23 protein-coding genes are annotated in these 23,536 nt (G+C 68.0%); 9 read left to right on the top strand and 14 right to left on the bottom strand.

Going from position 1 to position 23,536, the window contains the following annotated elements:
* Positions 1-188: 188 nt before the first annotated feature.
* Entirely contained in the window at positions 189-1,133 is a 945-nt protein-coding gene (locus NPA30_RS03940) for an acetamidase/formamidase family protein (protein WP_256801059.1), read from the top strand.
* A 47-nt stretch (positions 1,134-1,180) separates the two neighbouring features.
* A complete protein-coding gene (locus NPA30_RS03935; RefSeq protein WP_256801058.1) occupies positions 1,181-1,627 on the top strand; it encodes a DoxX family protein in 447 nt (148 codons plus the stop codon).
* Between the two features lie 27 nt (positions 1,628-1,654).
* On the opposite strand, the gene NPA30_RS03930 is transcribed toward NPA30_RS03935, so the two are convergent.
* The gene (locus NPA30_RS03930; RefSeq protein WP_256801057.1) at positions 1,655-2,098 is read right to left on the bottom strand and encodes a MarR family winged helix-turn-helix transcriptional regulator; all 444 of its coding nucleotides are present in this window, start codon (positions 2,096-2,098) and stop codon (positions 1,655-1,657) included.
* 133 nt (positions 2,099-2,231) lie between these two features.
* Here NPA30_RS03930 and NPA30_RS03925 point away from each other — a divergent pair, with 133 nt between their 5' ends.
* Together NPA30_RS03925 and NPA30_RS03920 are read left to right on the top strand one after the other, a co-directional pair.
* Positions 2,232-2,657: an organic hydroperoxide resistance protein gene (locus NPA30_RS03925; RefSeq protein ID WP_256801056.1), complete on the top strand. Its 426-nt coding sequence runs from the start codon at positions 2,232-2,234 to the stop codon at positions 2,655-2,657.
* A 125-nt stretch (positions 2,658-2,782) separates the two neighbouring features.
* A complete protein-coding gene (locus tag NPA30_RS03920) occupies positions 2,783-3,346 on the top strand; it encodes a Uma2 family endonuclease (RefSeq protein WP_256801055.1) in 564 nt (187 codons plus the stop codon).
* 39 nt (positions 3,347-3,385) lie between these two features.
* On the opposite strand, the gene NPA30_RS03915 is transcribed toward NPA30_RS03920, so the two are convergent.
* From NPA30_RS03915 to NPA30_RS03880, 8 genes are all read right to left on the bottom strand, one after another.
* A complete protein-coding gene (locus NPA30_RS03915) occupies positions 3,386-4,879 on the bottom strand; it encodes an ABC transporter substrate-binding protein (RefSeq protein ID WP_256801054.1) in 1,494 nt (497 codons plus the stop codon).
* A 120-nt stretch (positions 4,880-4,999) separates the two neighbouring features.
* Positions 5,000-6,799, bottom strand: coding sequence for a gamma-glutamyltransferase family protein (locus NPA30_RS03910; protein WP_256801053.1), 1,800 nt, complete (start codon positions 6,797-6,799; stop codon positions 5,000-5,002).
* A gap of 22 nt (positions 6,800-6,821) precedes the next feature.
* Complete coding sequence (locus NPA30_RS03905) at positions 6,822-7,769, bottom strand: ABC transporter permease (RefSeq protein WP_256801052.1); 948 nt, start codon at positions 7,767-7,769, stop codon at positions 6,822-6,824.
* The gene (locus NPA30_RS03900) at positions 7,769-8,713 is read right to left on the bottom strand and encodes an ABC transporter permease (protein ID WP_256801051.1); all 945 of its coding nucleotides are present in this window, start codon (positions 8,711-8,713) and stop codon (positions 7,769-7,771) included. The genes NPA30_RS03905 and NPA30_RS03900 overlap by 1 nt, the downstream gene beginning before the upstream one ends.
* A 57-nt stretch (positions 8,714-8,770) precedes the next feature.
* Entirely contained in the window at positions 8,771-10,276 is a 1,506-nt protein-coding gene (locus NPA30_RS03895) for an ABC transporter substrate-binding protein (protein ID WP_256801050.1), read from the bottom strand.
* Between the two features lie 84 nt (positions 10,277-10,360).
* On the bottom strand, positions 10,361-11,863 hold the full coding sequence (locus NPA30_RS03890; protein WP_256801049.1) for an ABC transporter substrate-binding protein: 1,503 nt from the start codon (positions 11,861-11,863) through the stop codon (positions 10,361-10,363).
* A 23-nt stretch (positions 11,864-11,886) separates the two neighbouring features.
* Positions 11,887-12,981, bottom strand: a complete 1,095-nt coding sequence (locus NPA30_RS03885) for an ABC transporter ATP-binding protein (RefSeq protein ID WP_256801048.1) — start codon at positions 12,979-12,981, stop codon at positions 11,887-11,889.
* Positions 12,978-13,970: an ABC transporter ATP-binding protein gene (locus NPA30_RS03880; protein WP_256801559.1), complete on the bottom strand. Its 993-nt coding sequence runs from the start codon at positions 13,968-13,970 to the stop codon at positions 12,978-12,980. Before NPA30_RS03880 ends, NPA30_RS03885 begins: the two co-directional genes overlap by 4 nt.
* A 397-nt stretch (positions 13,971-14,367) precedes the next feature.
* Here NPA30_RS03880 and NPA30_RS03875 point away from each other — a divergent pair, with 397 nt between their 5' ends.
* The gene (locus NPA30_RS03875) at positions 14,368-15,042 is read left to right on the top strand and encodes a GntR family transcriptional regulator (RefSeq protein WP_256801047.1); all 675 of its coding nucleotides are present in this window, start codon (positions 14,368-14,370) and stop codon (positions 15,040-15,042) included.
* A 52-nt stretch (positions 15,043-15,094) separates the two neighbouring features.
* Here the strand turns inward: NPA30_RS03875 and NPA30_RS03870 are convergent, their stop codons facing one another.
* From NPA30_RS03870 to NPA30_RS03860, 3 genes are all read right to left on the bottom strand, one after another.
* Positions 15,095-16,039: an AEC family transporter gene (locus NPA30_RS03870; protein WP_256801043.1), complete on the bottom strand. Its 945-nt coding sequence runs from the start codon at positions 16,037-16,039 to the stop codon at positions 15,095-15,097.
* A gap of 79 nt (positions 16,040-16,118) precedes the next feature.
* Positions 16,119-17,138: a tRNA dihydrouridine(20/20a) synthase DusA gene (dusA, locus tag NPA30_RS03865; protein WP_256801041.1), complete on the bottom strand. Its 1,020-nt coding sequence runs from the start codon at positions 17,136-17,138 to the stop codon at positions 16,119-16,121.
* 305 nt (positions 17,139-17,443) lie between these two features.
* Complete coding sequence (locus tag NPA30_RS03860) at positions 17,444-17,839, bottom strand: hypothetical protein (protein ID WP_256801040.1); 396 nt, start codon at positions 17,837-17,839, stop codon at positions 17,444-17,446.
* Positions 17,840-18,155: 316 nt separating this feature from the next.
* Between NPA30_RS03860 and NPA30_RS03855 the strand changes: the two genes are divergently transcribed.
* Complete coding sequence (locus NPA30_RS03855; RefSeq protein ID WP_256801039.1) at positions 18,156-18,305, top strand: DUF1127 domain-containing protein; 150 nt, start codon at positions 18,156-18,158, stop codon at positions 18,303-18,305.
* A gap of 274 nt (positions 18,306-18,579) precedes the next feature.
* Here NPA30_RS03855 and NPA30_RS03850 read toward each other — a convergent pair whose 3' ends face one another.
* A complete protein-coding gene (locus tag NPA30_RS03850) occupies positions 18,580-19,815 on the bottom strand; it encodes a winged helix-turn-helix domain-containing protein (protein ID WP_256801038.1) in 1,236 nt (411 codons plus the stop codon).
* Between the two features lie 65 nt (positions 19,816-19,880).
* On the bottom strand, positions 19,881-20,336 hold the full coding sequence (locus NPA30_RS03845) for a MarR family winged helix-turn-helix transcriptional regulator (RefSeq protein WP_256801037.1): 456 nt from the start codon (positions 20,334-20,336) through the stop codon (positions 19,881-19,883).
* A 248-nt stretch (positions 20,337-20,584) separates the two neighbouring features.
* Here NPA30_RS03845 and NPA30_RS03840 point away from each other — a divergent pair, with 248 nt between their 5' ends.
* The 3 genes from NPA30_RS03840 to NPA30_RS03830 all read left to right on the top strand — a co-directional run bounded on the left by NPA30_RS03840 (position 20,585) and on the right by NPA30_RS03830 (position 23,433).
* Positions 20,585-20,866 (top strand): acyl carrier protein, encoded by a 282-nt coding sequence (locus tag NPA30_RS03840; protein ID WP_256801036.1) that lies wholly within the window; start codon positions 20,585-20,587, stop codon positions 20,864-20,866.
* 67 nt (positions 20,867-20,933) lie between these two features.
* On the top strand, positions 20,934-22,139 hold the full coding sequence (locus NPA30_RS03835) for a beta-ketoacyl-ACP synthase (protein WP_256801035.1): 1,206 nt from the start codon (positions 20,934-20,936) through the stop codon (positions 22,137-22,139).
* Positions 22,140-22,155: 16 nt separating this feature from the next.
* Entirely contained in the window at positions 22,156-23,433 is a 1,278-nt protein-coding gene (locus tag NPA30_RS03830; RefSeq protein WP_256801034.1) for a beta-ketoacyl-ACP synthase, read from the top strand.
* The last annotated feature ends 103 nt before the right edge of the window (positions 23,434-23,536 follow it).

The raw sequence follows: 23,536 nt of genomic DNA, 5'->3' as shown, positions 1-23,536 counted from the left end.
GGAGGCAGAGGGGGGTTCGGATCCGAGACGAGGACGAGAGACGAGAGACGAGAAAGCCCGTATCAGCACCGCGACGCCAGACCGCACCGGCATTTCCGCTTGTGCGGCTGCACACGGACGGTAAGCTCGCCTGATCGACCCTGCCCGTGGCCGGCTCCGCCGGCGCCGCGCGCCGAAAAGGCCCCGCCATGCAGCATCACCTCCCCGCCTCGCCTGACACCTGTGCCTGGGGCTTCTTCGACCCGAAGCGTGAGCCCGTGCTGACCATCGCCAGCGGCGACACGGTCACCATCGACACCGTTTCTGGCGGCCCGGACATGCTGCCCGGCGAGGGCTTCCACGTTCCGCCGGAGCTCCACGAGATCCACCGCCATCTGAAGCAGGAGATGCCGGGCCACCTCCTCACCGGCCCCGTCGCGGTAGACGGGGCGCAGCCGGGCGAGGTGCTGGAGGTGCGGATCGACGCGGTCGAACTGCGGCAGGACTGGGGCTACAACGTCATCCGTCCGCTCGCCGGCACCCTGCCCTACGACTTCGACGCCATGCGCAAGCTGAATATCCCGCTCGACCGGCAGACGAATGTCGGCAAGATGCCCTGGGGCCTCGACCTGCCGCTCGCGCCCTTCTTCGGCGTCATGGGCCTCGCGCCGCCTCCGCATTGGGGTCGGATTTCCTCGATCCAGCCGCGCGCCCATGCCGGCAACATCGACAACAAGGAGCTCGTCGCCGGCACCACGCTCTACCTGCCGATCTTCAACGAGGGCGCGCTGTTTTCCTGCGGCGACGGCCACGGCGCCCAAGGCGACGGCGAGGTCTGCATCACCGCGATCGAGACGGCGCTGGCGGGCACCTTCACCCTGACGGTGCGCGACGACATGCAGCTGACCTATCCGCAGGCCGAGACGCCGACGCACTACATCACGATGGGCATGGACCCCGACCTCGACCAGTGCGCGGTGATGGCGCTGCGCGACATGATCGAGCTTCTCGTCGCCAAGGCCGGGCTGTCGCGCGAGGACGCCTACACGCTGTGCAGCCTCGCTGGCGACCTGCACGTCACGCAGACGGTGAACGGCAACAAGGGCATTCACATGATGATGGCGAAGACGCTGGTCGACGGCACGAAAGAATAGGATTCGGGCGGTAAGTCACCTTCGAGCCTTCGCAGCGTTAGCCGGTGATGCAGATCGTTTCTCCGCCGCCTGGCCGCAGGCGCTCCCTCACCCGACGCGTCGCGACTGTAACCCTTGCCCTCGCCTATCTCGCCGCCGGGATCATCCATCTCGGCTGGCCGGACGTGTTCCTGCCGATCATGCCGGGCTGGGTGCCACTGCCGCGCGAGATGATCCTCGTCACCGGCGCCTGCGAGATCGCCGGCGCGATCGGCCTCATGCTTCCGCGAACCCGAAGGCTCACAGGGATCATGCTCGCGCTCTACGCCGTCTGCGTCTTTCCCGCCAACGTCACCCACGCGATGAACGACCTGTCGACGGGGACGGGCCTCGGCTGGTGGTATCACGGCCCGCGCCTCCTGGCGCAGCCGCTGATCGTCTGGTGGGCGCTTTATGCCGGCGGCATCGTCGACGGGTTCGGGCGGCGCGGGGGCGTGATCAAGCCGCCGACCTGAAGACCGCACCCGCGCAGGCCCAAGAGGTCAGTTCTCCCCGCGCGCGACGAAGGTCGCGACGGCGTCGCGCAGCGCCCGCACGTCCTCGTTCAGGCGCTGCAGGCGCTCGGGCGGCATGCCGGAACTCCGCACCAGCCGTTCGCCGAGGCAGGCGCTGGCGCGACGCATCGCCTCGCCCTCCCCGGTCAGCGCCACGACCACCTGTCGCTCGTCCGCAGGATTGCGCTGCCGCGTGACCAAGCCCGCGGTTTCGAGCCGCTTCACGAGCGGCGTCACCGTGCTCGGCTCGAGCCCGAGGCGCTCGGCTATGGTCCCGATCGTGCGCTCGCCCTCCTCCCAGAGCACCGAGAGCACGAGATATTGCGGATAGGTGATGCCGAGTTCGTCGAGAACGGGCTTGTAGGCACGGCCGACGGCCATCGAGGCCCCGTAGAGCGCAAAGCACAGGTGCTGATCGAGCGGGAACAACATGGCGCAGCCTTCTTCAAACCGACGAGATCACGGCATTGTTTATCACGATAAGGGATTGCGTGCGAGCGGCGCTGGGGATACAGGATTGTTTATCGCGATAAACATCGCGCCCACTCTGATGAAGGAGGCTCACATGCCTGTCGACGTGATCTACAAGACGAATGCAACGGCCACCGGCGGACGCGACGGCGCGGCCCGTTCGGACGACGGCTCGGTCGACGTGAAGCTGGTGGTGCCGAAGGAGATGGGCGGCCCCGGCGGCGTCGGCGCCAATCCGGAGAAGCTCTTTGCCGCGGGCTATTCCGCCTGCTTCCTCGGCGCGATGAAGGCGGTGTCGGGCAAGGTCGGCGTGAAGGTGCCGGCCGATGCGACGGTGACGGCCGAGGTCGGCTTCGGCCCGCGCTCGGAGGGCGGCTACGGCATCACCGCCGCGCTGACGGCGAACCTCCCGGGCGTCGAGCGCGAGGCCGGCGAGAGGCTGATGGCGGCCGCGCACGAGGTCTGCCCCTACTCCAACGCGACGCGCGGCAATGTCGACGTCGCCCTGACGCTCGCCTGAGCAGGTCGGACGGGCCCCTCGCTCAGAAGCAGGGGGCCGCTCCCTCCTGATTACCCGCGGGTGGCGACAAGTGCCGCCGCCCGCTATCTTCCGGGGGAGAGGCCTTCCTCCTGCCGGAGACGAAGATGAGCATGGCGCGCGAGCATGGCTGGACGCTGTCGGACTTCCTCGCCTGGGAGGCCGGACAGGAACGCCGCCACGCCTTCATCGATGGCGAAGTCGTCATGATGACCGGCGGCACACAGGCGCACGCGCTGATCGCGGCCAATCTGCTCGCGTTCCTTCGGCCAGCCCTCAGGGGATCGCTTTGCCGGCCGTTCGGCTCCGATATGCGCCTGCCGATTCCGGACACCGGGAATTCGCGATATCCTGACGTCATGATCGATTGCGGTCGCTTCCAGCAGCCCGAGATCAATGCTTCCGAGCCCACCGTCATCTTCGAGGTGCTGTCGAGCTCGACCGCTTGGTACGACCAGACGCGCAAGCTTCGAGACGACGAAAGCCTGCCCTCGCTTCGCCAGTATGTCTGCGTCTCGCAATCCGAGCGGCGCGTCAGCGTCTGGACCCGCGACGCGACCGGACGGCTCGTGCCGGAGCCGGACCTGACGGGGGAAGACGACGCGCTGCTCCTCGCGATTGCCGACATCCGGCTGCCGCTCGCGGCGATCTACGAGGACATCGGCTTCTAGGATCGGGCGCACTCGGCGCCCGATCCTCTTCAATCTGCATCATCCCTTCGTCACGCCCTTCAGGCTGATCAGCCCGGTCGGCAGCGGCGTGAAGCCGTGCACGTCCTTGGCCAGCACGAAGGGCCAGGGCTGGTGATAGACGTAGATCAGCGGCAGCTCGTCCTGCAGGATCGCCTGCGCCTGATCGTAGAGATCCTTGCGCGCCTCGACGTCCGGCGTCACCTTGGCCTTGTTGAGAAGGTCGTCGACCGCCTGGCTGCAGTAGCCGGCATAGTTGAGGCCGGCGCCACAGGTGACGAACTGGTGCAGGTTGCCGTCCGGGTCGTAGCGGCCGGACCAGCCGACCTGGACGACGTCGTAGTCGCCGATCTTGGTCGCCTGCAGCATGGACGCGAACTCGGTCGCCTTCAGCGTCACGTCGAACCCGGCCTCGGCAACCATCGCCTGGATCAATTCGGCAATCTGCTGGCCGGTGGTCGAGTTGGCGAAGATGAGCTCGAAGGGCACCCGGTCGTAGCCGGCCTCCTTCAACAGGGCTTTCGACTTCTCGACGTCCCGCCCGGTCACCGGGAAGGCATCGTCGTGATAGGGGCTGTCCGGGCCGAAGGGCTGCTGCGCCGGCTGGAAGGTGCCGGCGCCCACGACCTCGTTGATGACGTCGCGGTCGATCGCATATTGCAGCGCCTGACGCACCCGCTTGTCCTTCAACGGGCCGTCGGCCCGCACGCCGTTGCCGACATTGATCGTCAGGCCCTGATAGCCGACGCTCGTCACCAGCGCGAGCTGCAGGTTGGGATCGTCCCGCACCGCCGGGATGTCGGCCGGGGCGAGGCGCTCCAGCATATCGAGATCGCCCGAGCGCAGGTTGGCAAGGCGCACTGTCGTGTCTGGGATCGGCAGGAAGACGACGCGGTCGAAGTGGTAGTCGCCAGCGTTGCGGTACTGGTCGAACTTCTCCAGCACGATCTGGTAGTTCTGCTGGCGCGAGACGAACTTGTAGGGACCGGAGCAGACCGGCGCCTGGCTGAAGTCCTTGCCCTCGGCGAAGGCCGCCGGCGAGGCAATCATGCCGGCCCGGTTGGAAAGCTGCGGCAGCAGCGTCGGGTCGGGTTGCTTAAGCGAGATCTTGAAGGTCAGGTCGTCGACGACGTCGATATGGTCGACCGACTGCAGCTCGGTCTTGCGCATCGAGTCCTGCAGCGTGCGGGCGCGATCGAGATTGGCCTTCACCGCCTCCGCCGTGATCGGATTGCCGTCATGGAAGACCATGCCGGGGATCAGCGACATGGTGAGGACGGTATGGTCGTCGTTCCACGACCAGTCCCTGGCGAGTTCCGGCGTCGCCTTCAGGTCAGCCCCGACGGCGACGAGGCTGTCGCAGAGCGACTCGAACACCACCTCGCCCACGAAGGTGCGCGAGCGGGCGGGATCGAGCAGGTCGATGTCGTCCTGCAGGCCGATCCTGAAGTCGGCGGCAAAGGCGCTGGTCGCACTCAAGGCGGCCAGCGTCGCAACGATAAGCGGGTAACGCATGCCAGAACTCCTGTCGCGCCGGTGGCGCTGGGGTGGCGGGCGTCCCTTTCCCTTTGAGCGCCAGCCGGTCGCTGCCGGCTGGTCCTTGAACGCGTGTGCGAACCGGTCCCTCGCGCCGCCTCAGCGGGCGATGGCGTAGGCCTGCATCAGGCGCGGCGTTGCCGCCGCGCGCAGGAGGCCATCGGCCTCGCGCGCCACGGCCACGAGCCGCCCCACCGTCCACTCCGGCGCAACCTCGAGGTCATGCCCGCGGCGACGCAGCTCCTCCAGCACCGCGGGCGCAAAGTTCGCCTCGGCGATGAGGTGCCCCGGCACGCGGTTGCGCGGATAGAAGGAGGTCGGGAAGTGTGTCGTATGGCTCATCGGCAGGTCGATCGCCTCCTGCAGGTTGAGCTTGTGGTGGACCTTGCGCAGGAAGAGCAGCAGCTGCCACTGCTCCTGCTGGTCGCCGCCCGGCGAGCCGAAGGCCATGTGGGGCTTGCCGTCGCGCGTCGTCAGCGTCGGCGTCAGCGTCGTGCGCGGCCGCTTGCCCGGCTCCAGCGAAGTCGGCAGGTCCGGCTCCAGCCAGAACATCTGGGCGCGCGAATTCAGCATGAAGCCAAGCTCGGGGATCATCGGCGAGGACTGCAGCCAGCCGCCCGACGGCATCGCCGCCATGACGTTGCCCCAGCGGTCGGCGGCGTCCACGTGCACGGTGTCGCCGCGCCGCGCGGACTGCATGGCAGCCGTCGTCGGTTCGTTGCTCTGACCGGCGCTGCCCTTGGCCGACAGGCGCTCCAGGACGGCCATCACGCGGTCGACCTGCGCCTCGTAGCCGGCGATGCGGCCCGGCCGAAGGTCGAAGGACGCCGTCTCGGCGATCAGCTTGCGCCGCTCGTCATTGTAGGCATCCGACAGCAGCGTCTCGAGCGGCACGTCGACGAAGGCGGGATCGCCGTAATAGGCCTCGCGGTCGGCGAAGGCGAGCTTCATCGCTTCGGTCACGAGATGGATGAACTCGGCCCCGGAGGGGTCGGTCGCGTCGAGATCGAAGCCCTTGAGCAGCGCCAGCGTCTGCAGGAAGACCGGCCCCTGCCCCCACGGCCCGATCTTGTTCACCGTCTGGCCGCCATAGTCATAGGTCAGCGGCGCCTCGTAGCCCGCCTGCCAGCCGGCAAGGTCGGCGGCGGTGAGCACGCCCTTGTGGCGCGAGCCGCTCTCGTCCATGGCCTCGTTCTTGCGCACGAAGCCGTCGATCGCCTCGGCGACGAAGCCCTTGTAGAAGGCGTTGCGGGCCGCCTCGATCTGCCGCTCGCGATCGCCGCCGGCCGACTCGGCCTCGACGATGACGCGGGTCCAGGTTGCCGCGAGCGCCGGGTTCTTGAACAGCGACCAGGGCTCCGGGGCCGCGCCGTTCGGCAGGAAGGCGGCGGCCGAGGTCGGCCACTCCGTCTCGAAGAAGGTCTTGAGGCCATGGATGGTGGCCGACACGCGCGGCAGCACCGGATGGCCCTTCTCGGCGTAGTAGATCGCCGGCTCGAGCACGTCGCGCACGCTCATCGTGCCGTGGTCGCGCAGGAGCAGCATCCAGGCGTCGAAGGAGCCCGGGATCACGGTCGCAAGGAGACCGTTGCCCGGGATCAGCGTCAGTCCCTCGCGCTTGTAGTGCTCGATGGTGGCGCCGGCCGGCGCCGGCGCCTGGCCGGTGATCACCTCGGTGCGGCCGGTCTTGGCGGAGTGGAAGATGATCGGCACGTCGCCGCCGGGACCGACGAGATGCGGCTCGACCACCTGCAGGACGAAGGCGGTGGCGATGCCGGCATCGAAGGCGTTGCCGCCGCGCTCCAGCATCGACATGCCGACCGCCGTCGCCAGCCAATGAGTCGACGCGACGGCACCGAAGGTGCCGAGCAGTTCGGGACGGGTGGTAAACATCGTCATGCCTTTCAGACAGATGGAAGCGTCAGTTCTCGCGCGGGTCGAGCGCGTCGCGCAGGCCGTCGCCAAGGAGGTTGAAGCCGAGGACGAGAAGGAAGATCGCGATGCCGGGGAAGATCGACATCCACGGCGCCTGCTCCATGAAGTTCTTGGCGGTGTTCAGCATCGAACCCCAGGAGGGTGCGGGCGGCTGCTGCCCGAGGCCGAGGAAGGAGAGGCTCGCCTCGGCGATGATCGCGGTCGCCACCGTCAGCGTGCCCTGCACGATCAGCGGCGGCAGGATGTTGGGGAAGACGTAGCGGATCAGGATCCAGCGGTCCGGCAGGCCGATCGCCCGCGCGCCCTCGACGTAGTCCTCCGCCTTGACGCTCAACGTCTGGCCGCGGGCGAGGCGAATGAAGATCGGCGTACCGGAGAGGCCGATCGCGATCATCGCATTGGTCAGGCTCGGACCGAGGAAGGAGGCGAGCGCGATCGCGAGGATCAGGAACGGGATCGCCAGCAGCGCGTCGGCAACGCGCGAGATCACCATGTCCACCCAGCCGCCGAAGAAGCCGGCAAGCAGGCCGAGCGGCACGCCGACCGCAACCGCGATCGCCACCGACACGACGCCGGCGAGCAGCGAGGCGCGTGCACCGAAGGCCATGCGGCTGAGGATGTCGCGGCCGAGCTCGTCGGTGCCGAACCAGTGCGCCGCCGACGGCGCCTTGCGGATCGCGGTGAAGCTCGTGGCGAGCGGATCATAGCCGGTGAGCAAGGGCGCGAGGATGGCGACCAGGATGAAGAACAACACCGCGCCGCCGCCGACGATCGCCGGCTTGTTGGCGAGGAACTTGCGCAGGGCGCGATTGCGCTTCGGCGGCACGACCTCGCTCGCCGCGTCCGCCGCGGCGACCTTGACGTCGACCGGTCTCGCCTCGGCGTCGAGCCCGGCGGGCGCGTCACGGGTGTCGTCGAGGGTGGTCGCGGCCATCAGGCGCCCCTCAGTCGCGGGTTGATCAGGATGTAGAGCACGTCGGCCAGAAGGTTCATGGCGATGAAGCCGATCGCCGTGCACAGGACGATCCCCTGCACCACGGCATAGTCACGGGTGAAGACGGCGTCGACGACGAGCTTGCCGAAGCCGGGGATGGTGAAGATCTGCTCGGTCAAGACGGCGCCGCCGAGAAGCTCGCCGAAGAGCAGCGTCAGGAGCGTCACGATCGGCACCAGCGCGTTGCGCAGCGCGTGCTTGTAGACGACCTTGCCCTGCCGCAGGCCCTTGGCCCGGGCGGTGCGGATGTAGTCCGAGCGCAGGACGCCGATCATCGCCGAGCGGGTGTGGCGCATCAGCGTCGCGGCGAGCGCCGTGCCGAGCACGAAGGACGGCATCAGCATGGTCTTGATCGACAGCCAGAGGTCCTCGCCGGGCGGGACATAGCCCGAGGCCGGCAGCCAGCCGAGCTTCACCGAGACGAGGAAGATCAGGAGAATGCCGAGCCAGAAGTTCGGGATGGAGAGTCCCGAGAGCGCCACGACGTTGGCGCCGTAGTCGACGAGCGTTCCCTTCCGCACGGCGGAGAGAATGCCGGTCGGCACGCCGATTACAACGGCGACGATCATCGCCATGATGGCCAGTTGGATCGTGACCGGCAGCTTCTGGGCGACCAGCGTCGTCACCGGCGTGTCCGTCCGAAGCGAGATCCCGAAATCGCCCTGCAGCACGTGCGCGACCCAGTAGCCGTACTGCACCGGCAGCGGGTCGTTCAGGTGATACTTCTCGCGCAGGAACTCGATCACCTGCGGATCGCGCTCCTCGCCCGCCATGACGAGCACGGGATCGCCCGGCAGGAGCTTCTGCAGCGAGAAGACCAGCATCGAGACGATGATGATGGTCGGGATGGCGACGAGCAGGCGCCGGAGGATCAGCTGAGCCATGACGGTCCTTGTAGCGGAAGAGCCGGGCGACCACTGGGCCGCCCGGCGGAAGCGACCTCAGTCGCCGAGGCTCATGCCCTTCAGGCGGATCATGCCGTCCGGATAGGCTTCGAACCCCTTCACCTTCTGGGACAGCACGAAGGGCCAGGGCTGGTAGTAGGTGTAGACCAGAGGCAGGTCGTCCTGAAGGATCGTCTGCGCCTCGTCGTAGAGCGCCTTGCGCTCTTCGACATCGCTGGTGCGGCGCGCCGCGTTGAGAGCCTTGTCGACCTCCTCGTTGCAGTACTTGGAGTCGTTGAGGTTGCCCTTGCAGGTGGCGAACTGGTGGATGTTGCCGTCGGGGTCGACGCGCCCGGACCAGCCGATCAGTGCCGCGTCGAAGTTCCCCTGCTCCATCTCCTTCTGCATGGCCGCAAATTCGGTGGCCCGCAGCTTGATGTCGAAGCCGGCTTCGGCCGCCATCGCCTGCACCAGTTCAGCGAACTGCTGGTTGGCGCTGCCGGTGCCGAAGTCGAGCTCGAAGCTCGGATGCTCGACGCCGGCCTCCTTGAGCAGCGCCTTGGCCTTTTCGACGTCGCGCGTGACCGGCGGGAACTTGTCCGAATGATACGGGCTCGACGGCGGGAACGGCTGCTGCGCCGGCGGGAAGATGCCGTTGCCGATGATCTCGTTGATGACGTCGCGGTCGACGGCGAGCTGGAAGGCCTGCCGCACCCGCTTGTCCTTGCCGATCGGGTTCTCGGCGCGCGACCCGTTGTTGGTGTTGAAGCGGATCGAGCTGTAGCCGAGGCCGGTGACCGGCACGAACTGCAGCGCGGCGTCGCCCTTGACCGAGGGCACGTCGTTCGGCGCGAGCCGCTCGAGCATGTCGATGTCGCCGGAGCGCAGATTGGCGAGCTTCACCGTCGAGTCGACGATCGGAAGGAACGTCACCCCCTCGATCGGATAATCCTTGGCGTCCCAATAGCCGTCATACTTGGTCAGCTCGATCCGGTCGTTCTGAACGCGCCTGACGAACTTGTAGGGGCCGGAACAGATCGGGTTCTGCGAGAACTCCTTGCCCTCGGCGAAGGCTGTGGGCGCGAGCATCATGCCGGCGCGGTCCGAGAGAGTCGCGAGCAGCGTCGCGTCCGGCTGCTTCAGCACGAACTTGACCGTCGAGGGATCGACGACCTCGACGTGGTCGACCGAGGACAGCTCGCTCCGGCGGTTGGAGTCGGGCAGCGTCATCGCCCGCTCGATGTTCGCCTTGACCGCGTCGCCGTCGAACTTGGATCCGTCCTGAAAGGTGACACCGTCGCGCAGCTTGAAGGTCAGCTCGGTCTGGTCGTCGTTGTAGGACCATTCGGTCGCCAGTTGCGGCACGAAGTCCAGCTTCGGCGAGATGTCGACCAGCTTGTCGCAGAGCGAGGTGAAGACGATGCGCCCGACATAGGTCCGCGCCTTGTGCGGATCGAGCGCATCCGGATCTTCGGCGAGGCCGACGCGCAGCGTCTGGGCGGAGGCGGCGGCCGTCGTGGCGAGAAGGCCGGCGGCGAGGACTGCGAGCTTGAGACTGTTCATCGTGACTCCTTCGACAGGGAGGAACAGAGCGGGATCGACGGTGAGACAGAGGATGCGGCGCCGCGGACGGCGCCGCATGGAGCGTTACTGGCTGAGGGTCATGCCCTTGAGGCGGATCATGCCGTCCGGATAGGCCTTGAAGCCCTTGACCTTGTCGGACACGACGAAGGGCCACGGGAGGTAGTAGGAGTAGAGCCAGGGCAGATCGTCCTGCAGGATCGTCTGCGCCTCGTCGTAGAGCGCCTTGCGCTTCTCCGGATCGCTCGTCTGGCGGGCCGCATTCAGGGCCTTGTCGACATCGGCATTGCAGTACTTACCATCGTTGAGGTTGCCCTTGCAGGTGACGAACTGGTGGATGTTGCCGTCGGGATCGACGCGGCCCGACCAGCCCTGGATCGAGACCTCGAACTTGCCCTGCTGGAGATCGGCCTGCAGCGCCGCGAACTCCTGCGGCTGCAGGTTGATGGTGAAGCCCGCCTCGGCGGCCATCGCCTGCATCAGCTCGGCGACCTGCTGGGTCGTCGTGTTGTTGGCGTAGCCGAGCGTGAAGGTCGGGTTCTCGACGCCCGCTTCCTTGAGCAGTGCCTTCGCCTTGTCGACGTCACGCTCGACCACCGGGAACTTGTCCGAGTGGTAGGGGCTCGACGGCGGGAACGGCTGCTGCGCCGGCGGGAACGTGCCGTTGCCGACGACTTGGTCGATGATGTCGCGCCCGACCGCATACTGCAGCGCCTCGCGCACGCGCTTATCAGCGTTGATCGGCAGCTTGGACGGCTCGCCGTTGGCGACGTTGAACTCGATGCCCATGTAGCCGAGCCCGGTCACCGGAACGAGCGTCAGCTTGCTATCCTGCTTCACCGACGGAATGTCGGACGGGGCGACCCGCTCGATCATGTCGACGTCGCCGGAGCGCAGGTTGGCGAGCTTCACCGTGTTGTCGGGGATCGCCACGAAGGTGACCGCCTCGATGGGATAGTCCTTCGCGTTCCAGTAGCCGTCATACTTGGTCAGCTCGATCCGGTCGTTCTGGACACGGTTGACGTACTTGTAGGGGCCCGAGCAGACCGGGTTCTGCGAGAACTCCTTGCCGTCGGCGAACGCGTCCGGCGCGAGCATCATGCCGGCACGGTCCGAAAGCGTCGCGAGCAGCGTCGCGTCCGGCTGCTTCAGCACGAACTTGACGGTCGAGGGATCGACCACCTCGACGTGGTCGACCGAGGACAGCTCGCTCTTGCGGTTCGAGTCCTTCAGCGTCATCGCGCGCTCGATGTTCGCCTTCACCGCGTCGGCATCGAACGTCGAGCCGTCCTGGAAGGTGACGCCATCGCGCAGCTTGAACGTCAGCTCCGTCTGGGCCTCGTTCCACGACCACTCCGTCGCCAGCTGCGGCACGAAGTTCAGGTCGGGCGAGATGTCGACCAGCTTGTCGCAGAGCGAGGTGAAGACGATGCGGCCGACGAAGGTGCGCGCCTTGTGCGGATCCAGCATGTCCGGATCGTCCTGCAGGGCGATCCGCAGCGTCTGCGCCGATGCGGTGCTGCTGGCGAGCAGCCCGAAGGCCAGTGCTATCCATCTCAACTTGGTCATTCCAACTCCCTCTTGGTTGTGTCTCAAGGTTGCTTCAGCGGCGCAGCGCCGCCGCTCTGCCGGGCGCGGTAGAGCGCCAGGCGTGTCTCGAAGTTCGCGCTCGCCGCGATCGGTGCGCGGGCACTCGACCCCGCCGCCTGGATCTCCCGCCAGAAGTGGCAGGCGACCTGCCGCCCGCCTTCGTCGGCCCGCTCCAGCACCGGGCGCACCTCGGAGCAGATCGGCTGCGCGTGCGGGCAGCGGGTGTGGAAGCGGCAGGCCTTGGGCGGGTTGGTCGGGCTCGGCACGTCGCCGCGCACCGGCGCCTGCGCGCTGCGGGCGCGTGGACTCGGCACCGGGATCGCGTCCAGCAGCGCCTGGCTGTAGGGATGAAGCGGCGTCTCGAAGAGGTCGTCCGTCTCGGCGAGCTCGACCACCTCGCCAAGATACATCACGGCGACCCGGTCGCTCATGTGCCGGATGACGGCGAGATCGTGCGCGACGATGATCAGCGTGAGGTCCAGCCGCTCCTTCAGCTCCTCGAGCAGGTTCACGATCTGCGCCTGGATCGAGACGTCGAGCGCCGAGACCGGTTCGTCGCCGAGGATCAGCTTCGGCTCGCCGGCGAGCGCCCGGGCGATGCCGATGCGCTGGCGCTGGCCGCCGGAGAATTCGTGCGGGAAGCGGTCGGCCATGTCGGGCCGCAGCCCGACGGTGCGGAAGATGTCGAGCACCTTCTCGCGCCGCTCCTTCTTGCCCGCCGTCTCGTGCAGCCAGATCGGCTCGCCGACGATGTCGGCGACGCTCATGCGCGGGTTGAGCGAGGCGAACGGGTCCTGGAACACGATCTGCAGCTCGCGCCGCAGCCTGCGCATCTCGGTCGCCGACAGGCTCGCAAGATTGCGGCCCTTGTAGATGACGTCGCCGCCGGTCGGGTCGAGCAGGCGGATCAGGAGCCGCCCGAGGGTCGACTTGCCGCAGCCGGATTCGCCGACGATGGCGAAGGTCTCGCCGTCCCGCACCCGCAGCGAGACGTCGTTGACGGCGTGGACGACGGGCGAGCGGCTGAGAAGCTGCCGCCGGCCGCCGAACTGCTTGACGAGACCGACGGTCTCGATGATGGGGCGAGCGTCCTTCACGCGACCTCCGCGAAATGCTTCTCGAGCGGCGCATACCAGCAGGCGGCGCGGTGGACGCCGTCCCCCACCGGGGCGAGCGGCGGCACCGCCTCGGCGCACTTGTTCTGCGCAAAGGGACAGCGCGGCATGAAGCGGCAGGCATCCGGCATCCGTTCGATCGGCGGAACGGTGCCGCGGATGGTGGCGAGCTTGCCGGACCGCCGGCCGAGTGAGGGCATCGCCCCCATCAGCCCGATCGTATAGGGGTGCTGCGGATCGTCGAAGATCGCCTCGACCGGACCGGCTTCGACGACGTGGCCGGCGTACATCACCGCGACGTGGTCGGCGACCTCCGCGACGACGCCGAGATCGTGGGTGATCATGATGACCGCCGTCCCCGTCTCCTCCTGCAACTGAGCGATCAGCTGCAGGATCTGCGCCTGGATGGTCACGTCGAGCGCGGTCGTCGGCTCGTCGGCGATCAGGAGCTTCGGGGCGTTGGCGAGTGCCATCGCGATCATCACGCGCTGGCGCATGCCGCCCGACATCTGGTGCGGATAGTCGGTCATCCGCTTCTCCGGCGCCGGGATCCGCACCTTCTTCAGCATGTCGAGCGCGACTGCACTCGCCTCGGCGGCAGGCAGGCGCCGATGACGCCGCACCGTTTCGGTCAGCTGGTCGCCAACGGTGAAGGCCGGGTTCAGCGAGGTCATCGGCTCCTGGAAGATCATCGAGATGCGGTTGCCGCGCAGATCCGAGAGTTCGGCCTCCGACAAGCGGAAGAGGTCCCGCCCCTCGAACAGCGCGGTGCCGCTGACGATGTCAGCTGGCGGAACCGGCAGGAGCCCCATCAGCGCCAGAGCGGTGACACTCTTGCCGCAGCCGGACTCGCCGACGATGCAGAGCGTTTCTCCCGCCCGCACTTCGAAGCCGACGCCGTCCACGAGATTCTTGCCGGGCGCGAACCGCAGCGAGAAATCCGACAGCGCCAGCACCGGATCCGATTCCATGCCGCTCAACGCCGGCGCTCCCGCAGAGACGCCTTCGCACCGCTTGTTGCGAAGCGACGCCGGAAAAAACATTCAGAGCGCGATCTGGCGCAATTCCCAAACCCGTTCGCCATCGGCATTCCCCGCCCCTCATCCTCTCGCGCCCGCCCGTCCTCTGGCGGAGCTTGGAACGCACCGCGCCTGCCGATGCCCTCACGCCACCGGGATGCAAAGCATGTGCCAGCCGCAGGATGTCCGCGGAAGACGTGTATTGCAAGGTGGGACCACATGGCGCGATTGTACACAGACTAACCAGCGCCTCCGCCGGGTGTGTGCTTTTTAGGCGAAGGCTTCGAACGGCTATGGCGGATACGCCCGTTCCCGGATAAATCATCCCGACAGCCCAAGCAGGAGTGTCATGGAGCAGCACAGCAAGCCGAAGCGCCAGCGGGCGGTCCGCAGCGAGGCCATCGCCGACCAGCTCGAGTCCGATATCGTCGAGGGGCTCCTGCCGGCGGGTGCCAAGCTTGACGAGACTGCGATTGCGGCTCGGTTCGGCGTCTCCCGCACTCCGGTGCGCGAGGCCTTCCTGACGCTCACCTCGCGCGCGCTCGCCGAGCGCGTTCCCTACCGTGGCGTCATCGTCTGCGATCTCTCGATGGAGCGGGTCGACGCGATGTTCGAAGCGATGGGCGAGATCGAGGCGCTCTGCGGCCGCCTCGCAGCCGGCCGGATGACCACCGCCGAACGCGCTCACCTGCAGGAACTGCTCGCCCGGATGGACACGCTGACCGACGACGGCGACTTCGCGGGCTACGAGCGAGCCAACACCGAGCTGCACGACGCGATCTACAACGGCACCCACAACAGCGACCTGATCGACATTGCCGCAGCCATGCGCCTGAAGCTCGCGCCCTTCCGCCGCTCGCAGCTGCAGAACCGCGCCCGGATGGAGCAGTCGCGCCGCGAGCATCGCGAGATCATCGACGCGATCCTGGAACGCGACGGCAGCTCGGCCGAGCGGCACCTGCGGCGCCATCTCCTCGGCTCGGCCAAAGCCTTCCTCGCGGGTCGCAGAGCCGCCGCGGAATAGCTTCGCACGTCGCATCGGCGCCCGGGCTGGCGGAGTCCTGAGGCGGGCATGGCTAAGGCGCCGCGTGTCCGACCAGCGCCAAGGCCAGCGGCAACGTGAAGAAGGCCGCCAGCGTCGCAAGCAGCATCGCTGCGGCGCACAGTCGTCCGAGACCCACCGCGGCACCGAAGATCGGATAGACGCTCAGCATCGGCACGCTCGCCATCAGGATCGCGGCGGTGACGAGCTCGGGCGGGACCGCTCCGCCCGACAGGCCGAGCGCGCCGGCGACCAAAAGCGGGTGCATGACCAGCTTGCCCACCACGATGATCGCGACGTCCGCGCCGATCGCGCGGCGGCCGAGGCCGTAGAGCGTGCCGCCGATGACGAACAGCGCGACCGGCGCGGACGCCGCCGCCGTCATGCTGAGCGCCTTGCCGAGCGGCGCCGGCAGCGCCAGACCGGTGAGCGACAGCACCAGGCCGAGCAGGATGGCGATCACGATCGGGTTCCTGGCAAGGCGCGAGACGAGGTTGCGCATGAGGACGCCCGGCCGCGCGCCCTCCTGACGGCCGACCTCGGACAGCGCCAGTGCCAGCGGCAGCATCATCAGGTTCTCGACCAGCATGTTCAACGACATCGCGACCGCGGCAACCTGGCCGAGCACGAGCACCAGCAGCGGGTAGCCGATGAAGCCGCTGTTGGACGCCGCCGTTCCCAGCGCCAGGATCGAAGCCTGCGGCAGGGGGTGCCGGCGCAGGCCCAGCATGACCGAAAGGGTGACGAGGAAGGCGACGAGCGAACCGGCGCCGTAGCAGAGGAGATAGACGAGGTCGGAGCCCTCGCTCAGCGAGCGCTGGGACACCACCGTGACGATCAGTGCCGGCAGCGCGAAGCGGATGACGTAGCGCCCCAGGCCCCCGACGTCCTCCGGCGACAGAAGACGAAATGCCACCGCCGCATAGCCCGCGCCGATCAGAAGGAAGATGGGCGCGGTGACGACGAAGAGTTCGAACACGAAACACTCTTGCAAGGTGCGGCGGACAGCGCGGTCCGGCAATCACGGCGGCGGGCGATCGGATTGCGCCGCAGGCTTATCAGGCGGCGGCGCGATCCTGCAACGCCGGGCGAATCTCCGCGAAGGCCTCCTGCAGCACCTCCGGCCCGGCTCCGGCACGCGCAGCGGCGTCCGAAAGACGCTGCCGCCAGCGGCGGGCGCCGCCAAGACCGGCGAACAGCCCGACCATATGACGGGTCACATGGCCGAGCCGACCGCCGGCGGCCATGTGGCGCTCGGCGTAGGCGGCCATCGTCTCGATCACATGGGCATAATCGACGGACGCGTTGGCAACGCCGTAGAACCGCGCGTCGACCTCCGTCAGCTGCCCCGGCGTCTGATAGGCCGCCCGCCCGAGCATCACCCCGTCGAGATCGCCGCATTCCCGCGCCGCCGCCTCGATCGATCCCAGGCCGCCGTTCAGACCGATGAACACGTCCGGAAGCCGCGCCTTCAGCCGTCGCACCCGGTCGTAGTCGAGCGGCGGGATGTCCCGGTTCTCCTTCGGGCTCAGCCCCTTCAGCCACGCCTTGCGGGCATGCACCCAGATCGCCGAGACACCGGCCTCGATCGCCGCGTCGGCCACGGCGTCGAGCGCCGGTTCAGGATCCTGGTCGTCGACGCCGATCCGGCACTTCACGGTGACCGGCACGTCGACCGCCGCGCGCATCGCCGACAGGCATCGCCCCACCAGACCGGGATCGCGCATCAGGCAGGCCCCGAAGGTGCCTGACTGGACCCGGTCCGACGGGCAGCCGACATTGAGGTTGATCTCGTCGTAGCCGAACGCGGCGCCGATTTCGGCGGCACCGGCGAGCTTGTCGGGATCGGAGCCGCCGATCTGCAGCGCCACCGGATGCTCTACCGGGTCAAAGGAAAGCAGCCGCTGCCGATCGCCGTGAAGAATCGCGTCGGCGACCACCATCTCGGTGTAGAGGAGCGCCCGCCGGCTGAGCTGGCGATGGAAGAACCGACAGTGGCGGTCGGTCCAATCGATCATCGGCGCAACCGCGAAAACACGATCGCTCAAGAGGCCCGTATAGCCAAGCTTTTCAGGCATTGCGGAGCTGAGACGGTTCGTAGTCAAGTCGTGCGTGTCCTCGAAAAGTCCTGCGGCAGTACGAGCGATGCCGCACCACCTTCCCTGTCCCGTCCCGTCCCGTCCCGTCCCGGGGAAACTATAGGCACCATCATAGCGAGGCAGCGGCGCGATGCACTACGGCGCGAGGACGACGCACCGATCAGCGACCGGAGCGTCCCGAATACCTCTTACGCGGGCGCCATAGAAAAAGGCCGGGGTGCGGTTGCACCCCAGCCTCCTGAGTAACGCTGAGCTCTTGCGCTGAAGCCAGCCCGAGCCGCTGCTTACTTGACGACGTTCGACGTGCCGACCGTGCCCGAGCTTCCCTCGCAGGCGCCGGTGGCGCTGCCCGGTACCGTCGAGTCGCAGCGGGCCGTCTTGCCGCCCTGCTGGGTTTCACCTGTCGCGCCGTTGCCGGAAGCGGCCTGACTGGTGCTTCCGCCGCCCTCGACGTCCGATGCGCTGCTCTCGGAGCTCTGGGACGAGGCCTCCGGACCACCGGATGGCGTACCACCGGTGTTGCCGCCGGTGTCGGAGGCGTTGCTGCCGCTGCCGGAGCTGCCGCCGCTGCTGCTGCCGGCCTGCGCGAAGGCGAGACCGGACACCGTCATTCCAGCAGCAAGCACTGAAGCCACCAGGACGCCGCGGATGATTTTCGTCTGACTTTCAAGAACCGGCATGATCCATACTCCCTGTGAGCAAAGAAGCTCCGGCACAAAGCGCGACGAGGGCAGTTGCGTTCCCGAGCTTATAATCGCGTTGTCGTGATCGTGCCCTGAGCAGCGGCGGACGTACGAGCCGGCTGCTCGCCATTTGTCACGACGCCCAAGGCGACGGTGCACCCCCTCAGGCGTGCGATTCGGCACTCGCTCAAATCTTAAGCGACCGTGAAGGAGACATGCTCCGGGCGCATACCCCCCTTGAAAGCGATTGCACTACAAATAAGCAGCGACTGACGATAAATGAGGCACCAGATCAAACACTGGAAACAGACCGATGTTCTCCGCCTTCGCCAGCCGCTTCCGCCGTTACCAGCAGATGCGCGACACCATGCGCCAGCTCCAGTCCATGGATGACCATCAGCTCGCCGATATCGGCGTGCAGCGTGGCAACATCCATCACGCCCTGCGTTTCGGTCGGTTCTGACCAGAAGCCGCGGACGGCTCGATCAGGCGCTCGCCTGGTGAGCGGCGGGAGCCAAAGCTCCTCGCACTGTTGAAATGAGAGGCGTCCGTGAGGGCGCCTTTTGCGTTCGTCCGGCGCCCGATCCCTTTGCCCCGCCCTTGGTCGCGTCGTGCAATCGGGCCAAGGCGAGCACGGCTCGTGGATAGCCGGCGCCGGCAAGCGGCGGGTCGTGGCAGCGTGGAAGCCGCACGCCACCGGCGTCACGGCCCCTGCCGCCAGACGTCTGCGACGAGCGTCAAGGATACGGACGCGCCGCCCCGTCCTCGGCGGGCGGCGAGACGGCCAGCGCAGCGCGCAGGCCGGGCTGCATCGGCCCCACGGCCTCGACCTCCGCGACCCCGAGCCAGTCGGCCATCCGGCGCAGTTCGACCGCCAGGTGCTCCAGCGTGTCCGCCGGGGCGCCGTCCTCCATGCCGGTCGCCAGCACGAGGAGACGGCCGCTCCGGCGGTCGGTCTTCAGGTCGACGCGAGCGACCAGCCGGTCGTTCAGCAGGAACGGCAGGACGTAGTAGCCGTGCTGGCGCTTGTCAGCCGGTGTGTAGATTTCCAGCCGATAGCGGAAGCCGAACAGGCGTTCGGTGCGCGAGCGCTCCCAGATCAACGGATCGAAGGGCGCCAGAAGCGCCCGTGCGTGCACCCTCCGAGGGCGCCGCGCGGAGGCGTACAGGAACGCGGGCTGCGACCATCCGGGAACGCTGACCGGTAGCAGGTCCCCGCTTTCGACAAGCTCCGGCAGGCGCGGCTTCACCTGGTCGGGCGCGAGCCTGAAATAGTCGCGCAGATCGCTGGCCGTCGCGATCCCGTGCGCTCGGGCAGCGATACGGATCAGTTCGCGATGAGCATCCTGCGGCTGCGGCGTCGGCTGCGCCAGCACCGCCTCCGGCAGCACCCGCTCCGGCAGGTCATAGACGCGCTCGAAGCTGCCGCGCCGGGTGGCGGTCGTCAGTCGGCCGGCCCAGAACAGCCATTCCACTGCGCGCTTGGCATCGCTCCAGCCCCACCAACCGCCTTCGCCCGGATCCCCCTCGAGATCCGAGGCCGCCAGCGGACCGTCCGCCTCCACCCGCCGCAGCACCGTCTCTACGAAGTCGCGCCGCTCGACGCCGAAGCGGGCGAGTCCGGAATAGATGCCGTGGCCGTCCGCCGCCCGCGCCATACGCCAGCGCAGCAGCGGCTGCGTCTCCACCGGCAGCAGCGAGGCCTCGTGCGCCCAGTACTCGAAGAGGCGCGGCCTCGGGCCCCAGGCCGCCTGATCGAGCAGCCGGCGCGGATAGGCGCCGAGACGCGAGTAGAGCGGCAGATAGTGAGCGCGCGCCAGCACGCTGACCGAGTCGATCTGAAGGAGCCCGATGCGGCCGAGGACACGCTGCAGGTGGCGACGGTCGACAGCGCCGGAGGGCGCCGGGTCGACGAAGCCCTGGGCAGCGAGCGCGATGCGGCGGGCCGTCGCGAGAGGTATGGTTTCGGTCATGCTGCCGGCGTGCCGCAAATCGGCGTTCGCCGCAATCGTGCGACGCCCAAGCGCGGCAACCGCGCTCAGTCGCGTGCGTCGAAGCTGCGCAGCAGGCCGAGGAGACCCAGACAGAGGTTTCGCCTCTCCTCCTCGGTCAACCGGGCCAGCACCGATTCCTCCACGTCACGCACGTGTGGTACCAGCGTCGCGTAAGCCCCCTCGCCGTCCGGCGTCAGCGACAGGAACTCGTAGCGACGGTCGGTCTCGGCGCGCACCCGCTGCAGCCAGCCCCGTGCGGCGAGTGAGGCCACGGCACGACTCACCTTGGTCTTGTCCATGGTCGTGGCGGCCACGATCTCGCTCGACGTCGCCCGTCGCGACGCAGCGGCGCCCAGGATCTGTATGACCGCAAATTCCGGACCCGAGAGCCCTGCTTCGCCCCTGTAGACCTGCGCGACGGCACGTCCGAACGCCGTGGCGGCCCGCGCGAGCGCAAACGAGATCAGCGGCTCGCCATCGAGATTTCGCGCATCGTCCACACCACGCTCCCGGGATCGTCTTGCCCTTGCTCCACGCCGAACCAGATCTGCAAGCAATGCTTAGTGTTCTGTGATATCCCATTGATCCGAGAGGCTGAAGGTCTCCGGCAGGCGATTAAACGTGGGTCGGCTAAGGAGCCCGGCCGATCGGGATCACGGGGGCGTGCGCCGGCTCGCTTTGCTTTCGCCGATGAATTCCCTATAGCGTTTCGCCAGTGCAGCAGTTTCGAACGACCACGGGGACCGCATTGTCTTCAACTTTCGACCGGGTGGCGGATATCATCGCCGAGACCAGCGAGATCGAGCGCGACCGGATCACGCCGGACAGCCACACGATCGACGATCTGGGCATCGACTCGCTCGACTTCCTTGATATCGTCTTCGCCATCGACAAGGAGTTCGGGATCAAGATCCCGCTCGAGAAGTGGACGCAGGAGGTCAACGAGGGCAAGGCTCCGACGGAGGAGTACTTCGTGCTGAAGAACCTGTGCGCCAAGATCGACGAGTTGCGCGCCGCCAAGGGCGCCTGACCGCCGCCGCAGGCCGGCCGCGCCGCAGCTGTTGCCGGCGCCCGGTCGACTGGGCCATGGAAGCCGTATGAAGAAGACCGCACAGGACGTGCTGATCACCGGGATCGGGTTGGTGTCCTCGCTCGGCGAGGGCATCGAGGCCCATCTCGATCGTCTCGGCCGCGAAGCCCTGCCCCAGCCGGTGATCGAGACGGACGCCTATGCGCCCTACTTCGTTCACCCTCTCCCGCCGATCGACTGGACGGCGCAGATCCCCAAGAAGGGCGATCAGCGGCAGATGGAAACCTGGCAGAAGCTCGGCACCTTCGCGGCCGGCCTCGCCCTCGCGGATGCGGAGATTCCAGCCGACGAGACCGTGCGTTCGCGCATCGACATGATCGTGGCGGCGGGCGGCGGCGAACGCGACCCCGCGGTCGACGCGCTGGTGATGCAGCGAGCGCGTGGACTTGCAAGTCCGCAGGCCGTGGTCAACGAAACGCTCGCGAACGAGCTGCGCCCCACCCTCTTCCTGGCGCAGCTCTCCAATCTTCTGGCCGGCAACATCTCCATCGTCCACAAGGTGACGGGCTCGTCGCGCACCTTCATGGGCGAGGAAGGCGCCGGCATCTCGGCGGTCGCGACCGCTGCCGCGCGCATTGCCGCCGGCCAGAGCCGCATCTGCCTCGTCGGCGGCGCGTTCTCTGCCGAGCGCAAGGATCTCCTGCTGAATTTCGAGCTCGGCGGCTTCCTGCTGCGCGACGAGTGGCGCCCGGTCTTCGCCCGCACCCCCGGCCACGACGGCTTCGCCCCCGGCAGCGTCGGCGCCTTCCTCGTGCTGGAGGCGGCCGACCATGCCGCCGAACGCGGTGCCACCGCCTACGCCCGTCTTGCCGGCACACACGGCGACAGAGGTCCGCGCGAGGAAGGCGCGACGCGCGCCCGGCTGGCCGAGATGCTCGATCGCACCGGCCTGCGCGACGAGGACCTCCTGATCCTCTCCGGCGCGGCGGGTCTCGCCGAGCCGACGGGATGGGAGCGGGCGCTCCTGCGCGAGCGTTATCCGGAGGCGACGCAGCGTGCCTATGGCACCCTCTTCGGTCACGCCTTCGAAGCGCATTTCACCGCCGGCATCGCACTCGCGGCCGGAACCCTGTCGCGGCGTCTCTCGCTGCCACCCTTCGATCGAGGCGAAGAGCGTGCGGCCCGCGGCGAGCCGTCGCGCGCGCTCGTGACCACCGTCGGCCACAGCCAGTCCGAGGGCCTGTGCGTGCTCGAGCGGCTGGGCGGACGATGATGGAGGCTCGGCTCACATGAGCACCGACACCGATTTTCTCGGACGGCCGCTGGTCGCCATCACCGGTATCGGCGTCGTGTCCTCGCTCGGCCGCGGCGTCGAGGCGAACTGGGACGCCCTGACGGCCGGTCGCTCCGGCATCCATGCCATCACCCGCTTCTCCACCGAGAACCTGCGCACCACCATCGCCGGGACGGTGGACTTCATGCCGGTGGAGCCGCTCACCTCGAGCGACCTTTCGCATGCTCTCGCCGAAGCGGCCGGCCTTGAGGCGCTGGCAATGGCGGGCACGAAAGCCGGCGCGTTCGGCGGCCCGCTCTTCCTGGCCGCGCCGCCGATCGAGCTGGAATGGCAGCACCGCTTCGCGCTCGACCGGGCCGACGGCGCCATCGATGAGCCCGGCTACGACCGGCTGCTGGAGATCGCCCGCCGCAACCACTCGGCCGACATCTACGCCTTGACGCTGTTCAACCGCATTTCCGAGCGCCTTGCCGACCGCTTCGGCACGCGCGGACTGCCGGTGACGCTGTCGACCGCCTGCGCTTCCGGTGCGACCGCGATCCAGCTCGGCGTCGAGGCGATCCGGCGCGGCGACTGCGAGCGCGCGATCGCCATCGGAACGGACGGGTCGGTGACGCCCGAGGCGCTGATCCGCTTCTCGCTCCTCTCGGCCCTGTCCACCCAGAACGACGAGCCCGCCAAAGCCTCCAAGCCCTTCTCAAGGGATCGCGACGGCTTCGTCATGGCCGAGGGCGCCGGCGCGCTCGTGCTGGAATCGCTGGCCTCGGCGCGGGCGCGCGGCGCCGAGGTGCTCGCGGTCCTCGCCGGCTGCGGCGAGAAGGCCGACGACTTCCATCGCACGCGCTCCAAGCCCGACGCCTCGCCCATCATCGCCACGATCCGCGCGGGCCTCGACGACGCCGGCCTCGATGCGGGGGCCATCGACTACATCAACGCACATGGGACCTCGACGCCGGAGAACGACCGGATGGAGTTCACCGGCCTGTCCGCCGTCTTCGGCGATCGGCTCGCCGAGACCCCGATCTCCTCCAACAAATCGATGATCGGCCACACGCTGACGGCGGCCGGCGCAATCGAGGCCGTCTTCTCGGTGCTGACGCTGCGCACAGGCGTGCTGCCGCCGACGATCAACTACGCCAACCCCGACCCCGCGATCCCGCTGGACACCGTGCCGAACACGGCGCGCCGCCAGCCGGTCCGGGCCGTCCTGTCGAACTCCTTCGGCTTCGGCGGGCAGAATGTCAGCCTGGTGATCGCTGCCCCTCCGCAGTGAGGCGCCGGCGCACCCCAATCGACCTCCGTCGCCCGGCGTGACTTGCGGGCGCCGGCGACATCGGCCACAAGCACCCGCTCCCGCGATCCCAACGCCTCAAGGA

The sequence above is a fragment of the Mangrovibrevibacter kandeliae genome, from assembly GCF_024519155.1.
GTDB lineage: Bacteria > Pseudomonadota > Alphaproteobacteria > Rhizobiales > Rhizobiaceae > Mangrovibrevibacter > Mangrovibrevibacter kandeliae.
Note: the sequence above shows the minus strand (reverse complement) of the source record. Positions and strands in the feature narration are given on the sequence as shown.